This window comes from Xanthomonas sp. WHRI 6108 (genome assembly GCF_040202385.2).
In the GTDB taxonomy this organism is placed as follows: domain Bacteria; phylum Pseudomonadota; class Gammaproteobacteria; order Xanthomonadales; family Xanthomonadaceae; genus Xanthomonas; species Xanthomonas arboricola.
This window is the reverse complement of record NZ_CP168198.1, coordinates 4,621,159-4,635,313: the sequence shown is the minus strand read 5'-3', so window position 1 is coordinate 4,635,313 and position 14,155 is coordinate 4,621,159. Positions and strand designations below refer to the sequence as shown.

Annotated in this window: 8 protein-coding genes; 5 read left to right on the top strand and 3 right to left on the bottom strand. The window is 66.1% G+C overall.

The window, feature by feature from the left end; genetic code table 11:
* Positions 1–150: 150 nt before the first annotated feature.
* From ABQ039_RS19465 to ABQ039_RS19455, 3 genes are all read right to left on the bottom strand, one after another.
* The gene (locus tag ABQ039_RS19465; RefSeq protein ID WP_260297972.1) at positions 151–1,185 is read right to left on the bottom strand and encodes a glycoside hydrolase family 43 protein; all 1,035 of its coding nucleotides are present in this window, start codon (positions 1,183–1,185) and stop codon (positions 151–153) included.
* Between the two features lie 36 nt (positions 1,186–1,221).
* On the bottom strand, positions 1,222–2,709 hold the full coding sequence (locus ABQ039_RS19460) for an MFS transporter (protein ID WP_349778635.1): 1,488 nt from the start codon (positions 2,707–2,709) through the stop codon (positions 1,222–1,224).
* A gap of 99 nt (positions 2,710–2,808) precedes the next feature.
* Positions 2,809–5,751, bottom strand: coding sequence for a TonB-dependent receptor (locus ABQ039_RS19455; protein WP_349778636.1), 2,943 nt, complete (start codon positions 5,749–5,751; stop codon positions 2,809–2,811).
* Between the two features lie 282 nt (positions 5,752–6,033).
* On the opposite strand from ABQ039_RS19455, the gene ABQ039_RS19450 reads away from it, so the two are divergent.
* The 5 genes from ABQ039_RS19450 to ABQ039_RS19430 all read left to right on the top strand — a co-directional run bounded on the left by ABQ039_RS19450 (position 6,034) and on the right by ABQ039_RS19430 (position 14,102).
* A complete protein-coding gene (locus ABQ039_RS19450; RefSeq protein WP_374057875.1) occupies positions 6,034–7,539 on the top strand; it encodes an MFS transporter in 1,506 nt (501 codons plus the stop codon).
* A 10-nt stretch (positions 7,540–7,549) separates the two neighbouring features.
* Complete coding sequence (locus tag ABQ039_RS19445; RefSeq protein ID WP_349778638.1) at positions 7,550–8,536, top strand: endo-1,4-beta-xylanase; 987 nt, start codon at positions 7,550–7,552, stop codon at positions 8,534–8,536.
* Positions 8,537–8,579: 43 nt separating this feature from the next.
* Positions 8,580–10,001 carry a glucuronate isomerase gene (gene uxaC, locus ABQ039_RS19440; RefSeq protein ID WP_349778639.1) on the top strand — a complete coding sequence of 474 codons (1,422 nt, stop codon included), beginning with the start codon at positions 8,580–8,582 and terminating at the stop codon, positions 9,999–10,001.
* Between the two features lie 166 nt (positions 10,002–10,167).
* The gene (galB, locus tag ABQ039_RS19435) at positions 10,168–12,867 is read left to right on the top strand and encodes a beta-galactosidase GalB (protein WP_349778640.1); all 2,700 of its coding nucleotides are present in this window, start codon (positions 10,168–10,170) and stop codon (positions 12,865–12,867) included.
* A 116-nt stretch (positions 12,868–12,983) separates the two neighbouring features.
* The gene (locus ABQ039_RS19430; RefSeq protein ID WP_374057874.1) at positions 12,984–14,102 is read left to right on the top strand and encodes an endo-1,4-beta-xylanase; all 1,119 of its coding nucleotides are present in this window, start codon (positions 12,984–12,986) and stop codon (positions 14,100–14,102) included.
* The last annotated feature ends 53 nt before the right edge of the window (positions 14,103–14,155 follow it).

Genomic DNA, 14,155 nt, shown 5'->3' with positions numbered 1-14,155 from the left:
CAGGAAACGCGCGATCACGGAGCGGTGAGCGCCGGGTCGACGATCAGCCGCAACGAGGATAAAGACGCGCTTTGAAAGCGCAGCGGTGGCAGGACGTGTCGTTCAGCGCCGGCGGTCGAGCCATGACGCGCTGATAGTCCCCGACTGCATTCACCAGGGCGATACCGCGTCTTCCCCATATGGATGAATCGTCGCGATCCTTCCATCCGCGTCGTGTTCCAGCGGTGCCATCTTGATGCTGCGCAGATGCGTCTGCCCGCCCGACAGCACGGCGTCGTGATAGAACAGGTACCACTGGCCGTTGAACAGGCAGATGGAGTGATGCGTGGTCCAGCCGACCACCGGTGCGAGCAGCACGCCCTGGTAGGCGAATGGCCCGTACGGAGTATCGCTGGTGGCGTAGCAGATGCGGTGGGTGTCGCCGGTGGAGTAGGACAGGTAATAGCGGCCGGCATGGTGGTGGACCCAGGGGCCTTCGAAGAAGCGGCGGGCGTGGTCGCCTGCGCGTAGCGGGGTACCGTGTTCGTCGAGGATGATGATCTCGCGGGTGGGTTCGGCCAGTTGCGTCATGTCCTCGCGCAGGCGGGCGACGCGCGGGCCGAGTGCGGGCGCGTCGTCGCCCGGTTCCTGATGGTCCGGCGCATAGACGTTGTCGCGGTAGTGCTGCAGCTGGCCGCCCCAGATCCCGCCAAAGTACAGGTAATGCGCGCCGTCGTGGTCGGCAAATACTGCCGGGTCGATCGAGTAGGTGCCGGCGATGGGCTCGGCTGCGGCGACGAACGGGCCTTGCGGGCCATCGCCGACCGCCACGCCGATCTGGAAGATGCCGTCGGCCCGCTTGGCGGGAAAATACAAATAAGTCTTGCCACCGCGCTGCGCGGCATCCGGTGCCCACATCTGGCGCTGTGCCCAGGGCACGTCGCGCACGTGGAGGACCTGCCCCAGGTCCTCCACCGGTGCACCGGGATGGGCCATGCGGAAGACGTGGTAGTCGGCCATGTCGAAGTGCGAGCCATCGTCGCTGAAGGCAACGCCAGCATCGATGTCGTGCGAGGGGTAGATGTACAAGGCGCCGTCGAACACGTGTGCGGAAGGGTCGGCGGTATAGAGGTGGGTGACCAGCGGTGCGGAAATGGCGGTGCGCGCCAGCGCCTGCAGTGCAGCGGTGTGCAGTTCATCGGACATGCGCGTACCTGTGCATGAGGTGGGAGGAAGAGGGCGTCAACTGGTGGCGAGCGCGGCGCTGCGTCGGCGCAGGCCCAGCTCGTGTTCGATGCGGGTTTCCAGCGGCTTGTCGATCTCGTACAGCGCCAGCAACGCGGTGCCGAGCAGGAACGGGATGGACGCATACACGCTGATGGCCAGGCGAATGCCGTTTGTCACGGCATCGCTTTGCAGCGGCAGGGTGGCATCGTAGCCATAGAACGCCAGGATGCCGGCGACCAGCGCGCCGCCGACGCTCAGGCCGATCTTCAGGCCGCACAACATCGCCGAGAAAATGATCGCGGTAGCGCGGCGGTGGTTCTTCCATTCCGAGTAGTCGGCCACGTCGGCGATCATCGCCCACAGCAGCGGGATGGTGATGCCGTAGAAGAAGCCGTGCAGCACGTAGGAGGCGAACACCCAGGCGATCGCAGTCGGCGGATACACGTAGAACGCCAGCAGGAACAGCGTGGAGATCAGCAGCGCGCCGCCGAACACGTTGCGCTTGCCGTAGCGATCGGCCAGCCGCTTGGAGAAGCCGATGCCCACGATCATCGCCAGGATGCCGCCGGCGCTGAACACGCTGAAGGCCGAGGTGGGTGCGTCCTGCGGCCATTGCAGCGCGCTCAGGCCGGCGCCGGTAAGCATGCTGTTGATCGCAGCGATGAAACGGTTGAAGCCGGCGTTGTCGAGGAACAGCGTCAATGCGTTCGCGTCGAGGGTGTACTTGAAGTAGTAAATGTACATCCCGCCCTTCATGGCGAGATTGATGAAGACAAGGATGGTCAGCGACAGCATTACCAGCCAGGGTCTGTTGCGGACCAGATCGGTGAGGTCCTGGCGCACGCTGCTGCGTTGTTCGCTGATCGGCAGCACGCGCTCGCGGGTGGTGAAAAAGGTGATCAGAAAGCACAGCGTGCCGACGGCGGCAAACAGCGCCATGGTGTTGCGAAAGCCCTGTGCCTTGTCGCCATTGCCCAGGATCAAGACCAGCGGCAGCAACAACACCTGGATGATGAACTGTGCAAACGTCACCGCCAGGAAGCGGTACGCCGACAAACTATTGCGCTGCTCCATGCTGCCGGTGAGCACGCCGCTCAATGCCGAGTACGGCAGGTTGTTGGCCACGTACACCAGCATCAGCAGCGTGTAGGTGGCGAAGGCGTAGGCGATCTTGCCCTGCTCGCCGAGTGCGGGTGTGTTGAACGCGGCCAGCGACAAGGCACCGAACGGCAATGCCGTCCACAGGATCCACGGGCGGAACTTGCCCCAGCGCGTGCGGGTGCGGTCGGCCAGGATGCCGATGATGGGCGTGAACACGAACGCGCCGAGCATGCCCACCACGAAGATCAGGGTGGCGGCCACACTCGCCGGGATGCGGAACACATCGGTATAGAAGAACGCCAGGAAGGTGACCAGCGTCTGGAAGATCAGGTTGGCCGCCAGGTCGCCCAGGCTGTAGCCGATCTTTTCGCGCAAGGAGAGCTGTTGTGAGCGATCGTTCATGAGGTGGGGCGGGGCTCAGGGAGTGCTGCGGAAAACGCCGCGGCGCGCGCCAGGCTGCCGGTCGCGATGGGAGGTGATCGCGACCGGCAAACACAGCACTCAAAAGGTACCGCGGATGCCGAGCATGACCGTGCGCCCGGGCTCGTACAGATCGTAGGTGGCGTTGGGCCAGGCGTAGGTGGTGCGCAGCGGCTCGTCGGTGAGGTTGGTGACGTTGAGGGTGATCTGCGGCTTGGACGGCAGCGATTCCAGCGTGTAGCTGGCAGACAGATCCAGCTGCCCGCGCGCATCGGCGTTGAGGCGCGCGTAGGGAATGCCGTTCTGGTTGGCGCCGGAGATCACCATGTCGTCGTTCCAGGTGTAGGACAGGCGCACCGAGGCGGCGTCCTTTTCCCAGTACACAGTGCCGTTCCACAGGTTGGGCGCCACGCCGACCGCCACTGCCGGAATGCCTTCGCCTTCGGAGGATTGGGTGACATGGGTGTAGTTCACGCTGAAGCCCAGGCCGTCGACCAGCCGGTCCAGCGGCTGCACCCAGATCGCCTCGGTGCCGCGGATGTTGAGCACGCCGTCGGCGTTGACCTGGGTCTGGACATCCACGGTGGCCGCATTCGGGCCGCCGCGCTGGTCCAGGCCGGCCTGCTGGATCGGCAGCAGGCTGTCGTAGGGCACGCCCAGGTCGTTGAAGGGAATGCGCCGCACGCCGTTGACGGTGAAGCCGCTGATGCGCTTGTTGAACAACGTCAGGCCCACATAGCCTTCGCCGCCGGTGTACCACTCGCCGCCGAAATCCACGTTGGTGGACAGGTACGGCGCCAGGTTCGGATTGCCCTGGGTTGCGGTCTGCGCGGAGGGGTCGCTGAAGTTGGTGTTGGGCAGCATCGCGCTGGGGTCAGGCCGGGTGAGCGTGCGCGAGCTGGACAGGCGCAGCACCACGTTGTCGGCCACGTCCCAGGCGGCGTTGAACGAGGGCAGGGTCTCCTTGTAGTCCGAATCCAGCACCTGGACGCGGCGGATGCCGTTGATGGTGACCGGGCCGGTGATGGTCTGGTCGGTGGTCACGTAGCGCACGCCGGCATTGAAGCGCAGCGTGCGGTTCCACACTTCGGTTTCCGCGTTGGTTTCGATGTAGAAGCCCAGGTTCTTTTCGCGGATGCCGCCGGCCGAGGCGCCGGTATTGGCGGAGTTGGTCTCCGGTGCGGAATCGCGCAGCGCGTAGTAATTGGTGTCGCCCAGGAAGCGGTTGAAATCGGCGGTGATGAAGCCATCCGGGCCGGGGCGCAGATAGCCGGCCAGCGCCGCATTCGGGATTGCCGAGCCAGGGCCGCCGTTGCAGACATTGCCACCGCCACCGCGGCAGACCACCTGCTCCCAGGCGATGCTGTTGTCGAAGCCGCGGATGGTGCGCTCGGCCTGGTCGTAGGCGGCGCCGATCTTGATGTTGCGCTTGTCTTCGCCGAACTGCAGGTCGGCGCGTGCGCCCCGGGTTTCGGTCACGCGTTTTTCGTTCTGGATATTGACCCGGCCGCCGTTCCAGCCCCAGCCCAGATTGGGGTCGTTGAGATCGAGCGGGCTGCTGATCGAGGGGCGGTCGCCGCCTTCGTTGCGGTAATCGACGGTGGTGAACGGCGAGGTGACCAGGATGCTGGGCGACTCGCGCTCCAGCCAGCTGCGCGTGGCGTTGGCCTGCACGTTGAGCTTGATGTCCTGGTTCTCGCCGAACAACAGCTCGGCACCCGGATTGACGCTCCAGAACTTGACCTCTTCCCGGTACGGGCGCGCTTCCAGGAAGTACTGCGCATTGGCAAACGTGGCGCTGGTGACCACGTTGTTCTGGTCCAGCTGCATGCCCAGCGGGATCATGTTGCCGTTGCGGCCGATCAGATTCATGCTGATCCGCTCGGTGGTGCGCTTGGCTTCCGAATACAGCGTGTCCAGGTAGAAATGCATGCTGTCGGACGGGCGCCATTCCAGTGACATCACCGAGGCATCGCGGTCGCGATCGCCATTCATGTAGACGCTGCGGCCCAGCCGCGGAATCAGTGCGTCGCTGATCTGGTCGATGCTTAGACCCGGGTTGCGCGCCAGCAGCCAGGCTGCATCGATGGTCTCGCCGGTGGTCAGGCCGCTGCCGGCGGTGGCCGGCACGCGGTCGGGGATGCGCCAGTTGCCGCCGCCATTGACGTTGCACGCGGCCGGTTGATTGGTGGCCGGGGTGCCGGCAGGCGGGGTGAGCCCGCACTGGGTGTAGGTGAGGCCGGGGTTGGTCCAGCCCACGCTTTCGAAGCCGCGCACGCCCAGCTTGCCGCGGACCGAGGCCACGCCCAGCAATGCGCCGAAGGTGCCTTGCTCGTTGGTCCAGCTGCCCATGAAGGCCCCGCGCGGGGTGGTCTTTTCGCTGGTGCTGTTCCAGTCCGCCTGGGCCTGATAGGTGAAGTGCACGCCGGGGCGATCGAACGGGCGCGCGCTGCGCATGTCCACCACGCCGGAGACGCCGCCTTCGAGCATGCTGGCGGTGGGCGTCTTGCTGACGGTGAGCTGGGTGAAGAACTCGGTGGGAAACAGGTTCAGATCGACTTCGCGGTTCTGGTTCTGCGCGTTCAGGCCGATCGAGGCGGTGGCGATGCTGGCGCCGTTGAGCGTGGTCTTGGTGAAGCTGGTGCCCAGGCCGCGGATGGCGATATTGAGGCCCTCGCCATTGACGTCGCGCGAGAGCTGCACGCCGGGGATGCGGTTGAGCGACTCGGCGATGTTCATGTCCGGGAACTTGCCGATGTCCTCGGCAAACACGGTGTCGGCAAAGCCCACCGAGTCGCGCTTTGCATCGGTGGAAAACTGGATGCTGCGCCGGTAGCCGGAGACGGTGACGGTGTCGAGCTGGGTCACCGCATCGCCGCTGGCAGCGGCGGCCGTGGGCGGTTGTGCGGTGGCGGCAGCGCTGTCGGCGTCGCTGGACTGCGCCCAGGCGGTGGTACTGGTCATGCCCAGCAGGATGGACCCCAACGCGCAGGACAACGCGGTTTGTGCGTAGCTGTTCTTCACCGTAATCCCTTCCCTAACAGGTGAGCAGATGTCCCACGCATCGCCCCTGCGCAGGGAGTGCCGCTGCCGGTAGCGGCGCGGCGATGGTGCGATGGGGGAGACGGGCGATCAGCGGTCGCCGATGTTAGCGCTACCAAATTCAGAACATCACGCTGCAGGGCAGCATAGGCGACGGAAGGCATCGTGGCGGCTGCGACAGTGGCGCTGATCGGATTGGTGCCGGCCGTATATGGCGCACTGGCGTGTTGCACTGCGCGATGGTTTTTGCCCGGCAGCGTGGTAATGGTAGCGCTATCACCCGTGGCGCAAGGCCACCTTCGTGCAGGTGCAGTGCTCGATGAAACGAACCAAAGAACGCGGCAGCCAGAGGCCGGGCCACACGCGACATGTGGCAGCGCATTGCAGTGGCCGTTGCGCGACAGCCCATCGCAGGCTGCGTCCAGCAGCGCTATGGCGCCCGCGCGCATGAGCGAGTTGCCGCAAGCGGCTCCCCCCGCCGGCACGCTGGCGCGCCTGGGCCGCATGCGTTGGCGCGTCTGCGCGCTGCTGCTTGCCGCCACCACCATCAACTATGTCGACCGCCAGGTGCTGGGCGTGCTGGCGCCGTTTCTGCAGACGCAGATCGGCTGGAACGAGATCCAGTATGGCTATATCGTCACCGCGTTCCAGGCCGCCTACGCGCTGGGCCTGTTGTGCAGCGGTGCGGTGATCGACCGCTTCGGCACGCGCGTCGGTTACGCGCTGGCGATCGGCATCTGGAGTCTGGCGGCGATGGGCCATGCGCTGGCCACCAGCGTGGTGGGCTTTGCGATTGCGCGCTTCTTCCTGGGGCTGGGCGAGTCGGGCAACTTTCCCGCTGCGCTCAAGACCGTGGCCGAATGGTTCCCGCGACGCGAGCGTGCGCTGGCCACCGGCATCTTCAATTCCGGCTCCAACATCGGTGCCATCGTCGCGCCGCTGCTGGTGCCGGTGATCGCCACTGCCTGGGGCTGGCAGGCGGCATTCCTGTTCACCGGCGTGCTCAGCGCCACCTGGCTGCTGGTGTGGTGGCTCAGCTATCACCCGCCCGAGCAGCAACCCGGCCTGTCGGCGGCAGAGCTGGCGCATATCCGCAGCAATGCGCACGAACCGGTGCAAACGCGACTGTCGTGGCTGCAGGTGCTGCGGCATCGCCAGGCCTGGGCGTTCGTGCTGGGCAAGTTCATCACGGACCCGATCTGGTGGTTCTTCCTGTTCTGGCTGCCCAAGTTCCTGCATGCCGAATACGGATTGAGTCTGTTGCAACTGGGCACGCCGTTGATCGTGATCTTTGTGCTGGCCGACATCGGCAGCATTGCCGGCGGCTGGGTCGCCGGGCGCTTCATCGCGCGCGGCTGGAGCGTCAACCGCGCGCGCAAGAGCGCAATGCTGATCTGCGCGATCTCGGTGGTGCCGATCGTGTTCGCCGCACGCGCGGATAATCTATGGGTGGCGGTTGGTTTGATCGGTTTGGCCACTGCCGCGCATCAGGGGTGGTCGGCCAATCTGTTCACGCTGCCATCGGACATGTTTCCACGCCACGCGGTCGCCACCGTGGTCGGCATCGGCGGCTTTGCCGGCGCGGTCGGTGGCATGCTGATCGCCACCTTCATCGGGTTCCTGCTGCAGGCCACCGGCAGTTATGTGCCGGTGTTCCTGATGGCAGGCTCGGCGTATCTGCTGGCGCTGGCGGTGGTACACATGCTGGTGCCACGCTTGGCGCCGGCGCAGCTGCCGGCAGATGCCGCCGCCACCGCCGCATCTTCCTGAGGGGATCATCATGCAATTACGCACACTGGCAATCGGGTTGTTGTTGGCGGCGAACGTCGCAACGCTTGCGCAGGCCGCACCGCTGGCTTCCGGCGCGCCCAAGTTCCTGGGCAGCGCCTACAGTCCGCAACAGGCGCCGGGATTTGCGCAGTACTGGAACAAGCTCACGCCGGAAAACAGCGGCAAGTGGGGCAGCGTGGAGGCGGTGCGCGACCAGATGGACTGGAGCGGGCTGGATACCGCCTACCGGCTGGCCAAGGCCAACGGCATGCCGTTCCAGATGCACGTGATGGTATGGGGCAATCAGCAGCCGGAGTGGATCAAGTCGTTGCGGCCGGCCGAGCAGCGCCGCGAGATCGAGCAGTGGTTTGCCGCGGTGGCGCAGCGCTATCCGGAGATCGACCTGCTGGAAGTGGTCAACGAGCCGCTCAACGACCCGCCCAGCAAAAACGACACCGGCGGCGGCAATTATCTGCAGGCGCTCGGCGGCAACGGCGCCAGCGGTTGGGAGTGGGTGCTGCAGTCGTTCCGGCTGGCGCGCCAGCACTTTCCGCGTGCGCGGCTGATGATCAACGACTACAGCATCACCAACAGCCCCCAGGCCACGCAGAAGTACCTGCAGATCGTGCAGTTGCTGCAGCGCGAGCAACTGGTCGATGCGATCGGCGTGCAGGAGCATGCCTTCGAAACCACCCCAAATGTGGCGATGTCGGTGCATCGCGACAATCTCGATGCACTGGCCGCGACCGGCTTGCCGATCTACATCACCGAGTTCGATCTGGACGGCCCCACCGATGCGCAGCAGCTGGCCGCCTACCAGCGTGTGTTCCCGGTGTTCTGGGAGCACCCCAGCGTGCACGGTATCACGCTGTGGGGCTTTCGCCCCGGCCTATGGCGCGACAAGGAAGCGGCGTACCTGATCCGGGCCGATGGCACCGAGCGGCCGGCGCTGACCTGGCTGCGCGATTACGTTGCCAGCCACGGCGCGGCGCGGTGATCCCGGTGCCCTGCCTTTTTCCTGCCCGTTCGGCGACCGACTGATGCCTACCTCCATTCCGCTGACCCTGCACGCCGACCGCCTGTTGCCCGCCGACCCCGGCACGCGTGCGATCGCGCGCCGCCTGTACGCGCAGATCGCCGCACTGCCGATCATCAGCCCGCACGGCCATACCGATCCGGCGTGGTTCGCTACCGACGCGCCATTCGCCAATGCCACCGCGTTGTTGCTGGTGCCGGATCACTACGTGTTCCGCATGCTCTACAGCCAGGGCATCGCACTTGATGCCTTGGGCATTCCGCGTGCGGATGGGTCGCGCGCGGCGGTGGACCCGCGCGCAGCGTGGCGCGTGTTCGCCGCGCACTACACGTTGCTGCGCGGCACGCCCTCTGCGTTGTGGCTCAATCATGTCTTCCATGAGGTGTTCGATCTGCGCATCCGGCTGGATGCCGGCGCTGCCGATCATTACTACGACCACATCACCGCTGCGCTGCAGACGCCGGCATTCCGCCCGCGTGCCCTGTTCGAGCGCTTCAACATCGAGGTGATTGCCACCACCGAGTCGCCGCTGGACACGCTGCAGCACCACGCGGCCATTCGCGCCAGCGGCTGGAAGGGACGCGTGCTCACCGCGTACCGCCCGGACCCGGTGGTCGACCCCGAACACGAGCAGTTTGCCGGTGCGCTGCAGCAGTTCGGCGCGCTCACCGGCGAGGATGTGCTGAGCTGGCAAGGCTATCTGCGTGCGCACCGGCAGCGCCGCGCCTTCTTTGCCGCACACGGCGCCACCTCGACCGACCACGGCCACCCCAGCGCGGCCACCGCCGATCTGTCGCCGGCCGAGGCGCAACGCCTGTTCGACACCGTGGTGCATGGTGCCGCCACACCGGCGCAGGCCGAGCTGTTCCGCGCGCAGGTGCTGACCGAGATGGCGGCGATGAGCCTGGACGATGGCCTGGTGATGCAGCTGCACCCGGGCTGCTTTCGCAATCACAACCGGCAGTTTTTCCAGACCTTCGGGCGCGACAAGGGCGCCGATATTCCGATGCGCACCGACTACGTGCACGCGCTCAAACCCTTGCTGGACCGGTTCGGCAACGACCCGCGCCTGCGCCTGATCGTGTTCACCCTCGACGAAACCAGCTACAGCCGCGAACTGGCGCCACTGGCCGGGCATTACCCGTCGCTGCTGCTGGGGCCGGCCTGGTGGTTCCATGACGCGCCGGAAGGCATGTGGCGCTTCCGCGAGCAGACCCTGGCCAGCGCCGGCTTCTACAACACCGTGGGCTTCAACGACGATACCCGCGCCTTCCTGTCGATTCCGGCGCGGCACGATGTGGCGCGGCGCGTGGACAGTGCCTTTCTCGCCAAGCTGGTCGCCGAGCACAGGCTGGACGAGGACGAGGCGGTCGAGGTTGCGATCGATCTGGCGTATCGCCTGCCCAAGCAAGCCTACAAGCTGTGAGGCTGAGCGAGGCAGCACGCAGCGATGCCTGCACGCGTGCAGGCGGTGCGGATAGGACACGCCTGCATGCATGGTCGACGCGAGGCGCGATATGACGCATGCAGGCATGGCAGCGACAGCGACGCGAGATTTTTTCAGGCATTGTGCGCGCCTCGCAGGTGTCGCGATGCTTTGCAGCTGCCTGGTAGTGCCCGCGCTGGCAGCACCACCGGCGCCGACCCAGTTGCCGCGCGAGCGCGTCTCGCTCAACGCGCAGTGGCGCTTCCATCGCGGCGATCCTCCAGACAATCGGCAAATCCTGGACTACGACATCCGCCCGCACGTGCTACGCAGCGAAGACGGCAAGGTGGCCGACGCGCAGCCCGAGCAGGCGCAGCGCCTCGATGCCACCGCAACCCGCGTGCTCAAGCCATGGATCCTGCCCACGGCCAATGCCTTGATTGCAGATCCCGCGAAGCGGCACAAACGCCCGCCCGGCCACCCCGGCAGCAGCGTCGCTTTCGTGCAGCCGCAGTTCGACGACAGCGGTTGGGAGCGCGTGGATCTGCCGCACGACTGGGCCATCGCCGGGCCGTTCCTGGCCGATGGTCCCTATGGCGGCATGGGGCGCCTGCCGAGCTGGGGCGTGGGTTGGTGTCGCAAGCGCCTGGACATCCCCGCCAGCGATCGCGGGCGCGCGCTGTTTCTGGATCTCGATGGCGCCATGGCCTATGCCACGGTCTGGCTCAACGGCAAGCTGGTCGGCGGCTGGCCGTATGGCTACAGCTCCTGGCGCGTGGACCTGAGCCCCTATGTGGTGTTTGGTGCGCGCAACCAGCTGGCGATCCGCCTGGACAACCCGCCCGACTCGGCGCGCTGGTATCCGGGCGGCGGGCTGTATCGCAATGTGTGGCTGACCAAAGCTGCGCCGCTGCATGTCGCGCATTGGGGCACGCAGCTGACCACGCCGCAGGTGTCGGCCGACACCGCGCAGGTGCAGCTGGCGATCACGCTGGACAATGCCGCGCGCAGCGCGGTGCAGGCGCAGGTCAGCACCGCGATCTATGTGCTCGACGATGCGCGCGGCACACGCAGCGGCGAGACGGTCGCGCGCATTGCCGCCGTGCAGGTTGCGGTTGCCGCCGGTGGCAGCGCCCGTGTGCAGGGCAGCACGCAGATCGACCGCCCGCGTCTGTGGGGCCCGCCGCCGACCCAGCGCCCGCACCGCTATATCGCAGTGACCGAGGTCAGTCAGGACGGGCACGTGGTGGATCGCTACGAAACACCGTTCGGTGTCCGCAGTATCGTGTTCGATGCCGACAAGGGCTTGCTGGTCAATGGCGAACATGTGCCGATTCGCGGCGTGAACAATCATCACGACCTCGGCGCGCTGGGTGCGGCGTTCAACGTGCGCGCCGCCGAGCGGCAACTGCAGTTGCTGCAGCAGATGGGCGCCAATGCCATCCGCATGAGTCACAATCCGCCCGCACCGGAGCTGCTGGAGCTAACCGACCGCATGGGCCTGCTGGTGGTGGACGAGGTGTTCGACAGTTGGGAGATGAAGAAGACTCCACTGGATTTCCACCTGGTGTTCCCGCAGTGGCACGAGCCGGACCTGCGCGCGATGCTGCGGCGCGACCGCAATCATCCCTCGGTGATTTTGTGGAGCGTCGGTAACGAAGTCGGTGAGCAATACACCGGCGAGCCGGGTGCGGCGATCGCACGCACACTGCACGCCATCGTGCATGAGGAAGACCCCACGCGCCCCGCCACGGTGGCGATGAACTACGCCTCGCCCGAGATGCCGTTGCCCGCTGCGCTGGATGTCATCAGCCTTAACTACCAGGGCGAAGGCATCCGCGACGCACCGGAATTCGCAGGCACCGAGCGCATCCGCAAACAACCGCAATATCCCGCGTTCCATGGCAGGTTCCCGCACAAGCCCATTCTCAGCAGCGAGACCGCCTCGGCGTTGAGCAGCCGCGGTGTGTATTTGTTTCCGGTGACGCCAGACATTAGCGCGCCGGTGCGCGATGGGCGCGGCGGCGACTCGGTCGCGCACCAGGTCAGCGCCTACGAGCTGCATGCGGTGGACTTCGGCTCGAGCGCCGACAAGGTGTTCGCGGCACAGGACCGGCATCGGTATGTCGCCGGTGAATTCGTCTGGACCGGCTTCGATTATCTGGGTGAGCCCACGCCGTACTACAGCTCGCGCAGTTCGTACTCCGGCATCTTCGATCTGGCCGGTTTTCCCAAGGATCGCTACTGGCTGTATCAATCGCGTTGGCGCCCCGATCTGCCGATGGCGCATCTGCTGCCGCACTGGACCTGGCCCGGCCGCGAGGGCCAGGTCACACCGGTGCATGTGTTCACCTCCGGCGACGAGGCCGAGCTGTTCGTCAATGGCGTCTCGCAGGGGCGCAAGCGCAAGGGCCCGCTGCAGTACCGGCTGCGCTGGGACGCGGTGGTCTACCAACCCGGCGAGCTGCGCGTGCAGGCGTACAAGGAAGGCAACCCCTGGGCCGACGACCGCGTACAAACCGCCGGCAGCGCCACGCGCATGCAGGTGAGGCCCGACCGCGGCAGCATCCGTGGCGACGGGCAGGATCTGAGTTTCGTCACCGTGCGCCTGCTCGATCGCGCTGGCCGCCCTGCGCCGACCGCCGGCGACCGCCTGCGTTTCCGCATCGAAGGCCCGGGTGAGCTGGTCGCCACCGACAACGGCGATCCCACCAACCTGGAATCCTTCGCCGCGCCGCAGCGCAACGCCTTCAACGGGCTGTGCCTGGCGATCGTGCGTGCCAAGCCCGGCGCGCGCGGCACCATCACGCTGCATGTGGACTCCGACAGTTTGCAGGCCGCCAGTGCGCAGGTGGTGGTGGAGTGATGGAGTTCCCGATGACGCACTACCTGCGGTACCTGCACAGGAATCCGGCGATGCAGCAGACCCACGAGCGCCCAGCAGCATGCTTGCGTTTTGTTCTGGCCCTGATCGGCGCTGTGATGGCAGTGCCGGCCTTGGCTGGCTGCGACACCCGCAGCACCTCGCTCAAGCACGCCTACGCCGACGGTTTTCTGATCGGCACCGCCGTCAATGCCGACATCGTCTCCGGCAAGGACGCTGCCTCTGCCGCGCTGGTCGCCTGCCACTTCAATGCCATCACTGCCGAGAACGTGATGAAGGCCGAAGTGGTCGCTCCGCGCCCGGGCGTGTTCGACTTCGGCGCGGCCGACGCCTTCGTCGCCTATGGACGCGATCACGCCCTGTTCGTGATCGGCCATACCCTGGTCTGGCACAACCAGACGCCGGAGTGGTTCTTCGTCGATGCACAGGGCAAGCCCAACAGCGCCGACGCGCAGCTGGAGCGCATGCGCGCGCACATCGAGCGCGTGGCGGGGCGCTACGTCGGCAAGGTGCAGGCCTGGGACGTGGTCAATGAGATCATCGACGAAGACGGGCATTACCGTGATACCAACTGGGTGCAGCGCGTCGGCGATGGCGACACCGTGGTGCGCAACGCCTTCACCTTTGCCCACCGGTATGCGCCGGATGCGGAGCTCTACTACAACGATTTCAACGCATGGCGGCCGAGCAAGCGCGATGGCATCGTGCGCATGGTCAGGATGCTGCAGCAATCCGGCATCCGCATCGACGGCGTCGGCATGCAAGGGCACTGGGGGCTCAACTATCCCAGCCTGCGCGATATCGAAGACGCCATCGATGCCTACGCCGCGCTCGGCATCAAGGTCATGATCACCGAGCTGGACATCGACGTGTTGCCACTGACCAGGGAAGGTCAGGTCATCGGGACCGGGCTTGCGCACAAGCAGTTCCAGCTGCCGGAATTCAAGCGCTTTCTCGACCCGTATCGCGAGGGCTTGCCACCGCAGGTGCAGGCGCAGCTGCGCGATCGCTATGCCGAGTTGTTCGCGCTGTTCTGGCGCAAGCGCGACAAGCTCGCGCGCGTCAGCGTGTGGGGTGTCAGCGATGGCATGTCCTGGAAGAACGATTACCCCGTACCCGGCCGCACCAACTATCCGCTGCTGTTCGATCGCAATCACCAGCCCAAACCCGCGCTGGATGCGGTGTTGGCAATACCCGCGCACGCTAGCGGGCGCTAGCACGACCGCCGGCGTGCGCAGCAGGCCTGCACACGCATGGTGGCATCATGGCC

What these genes read in the sequence shown, in the direction of transcription:
- uxaC (WP_349778639.1), top strand. Translation starts at nt 8,580, where the DNA reads ATGCCTACCTCCATTCCGCTGACCCTGCACGCCGACCGCCTGTTGCCC.
- ABQ039_RS19430 (WP_374057874.1), top strand. Translation starts at nt 12,984, where the DNA reads ATGGCAGTGCCGGCCTTGGCTGGCTGCGACACCCGCAGCACCTCGCTC.
- ABQ039_RS19450 (WP_374057875.1), top strand. Translation starts at nt 6,034, where the DNA reads ATGGTAGCGCTATCACCCGTGGCGCAAGGCCACCTTCGTGCAGGTGCA.
- ABQ039_RS19460 (WP_349778635.1), bottom strand. Translation starts at nt 2,709, where the DNA reads ATGAACGATCGCTCACAACAGCTCTCCTTGCGCGAAAAGATCGGCTAC.
- galB (WP_349778640.1), top strand. Translation starts at nt 10,168, where the DNA reads ATGCTTTGCAGCTGCCTGGTAGTGCCCGCGCTGGCAGCACCACCGGCG.
- ABQ039_RS19465 (WP_260297972.1), bottom strand. Translation starts at nt 1,185, where the DNA reads ATGTCCGATGAACTGCACACCGCTGCACTGCAGGCGCTGGCGCGCACC.
- ABQ039_RS19445 (WP_349778638.1), top strand. Translation starts at nt 7,550, where the DNA reads ATGCAATTACGCACACTGGCAATCGGGTTGTTGTTGGCGGCGAACGTC.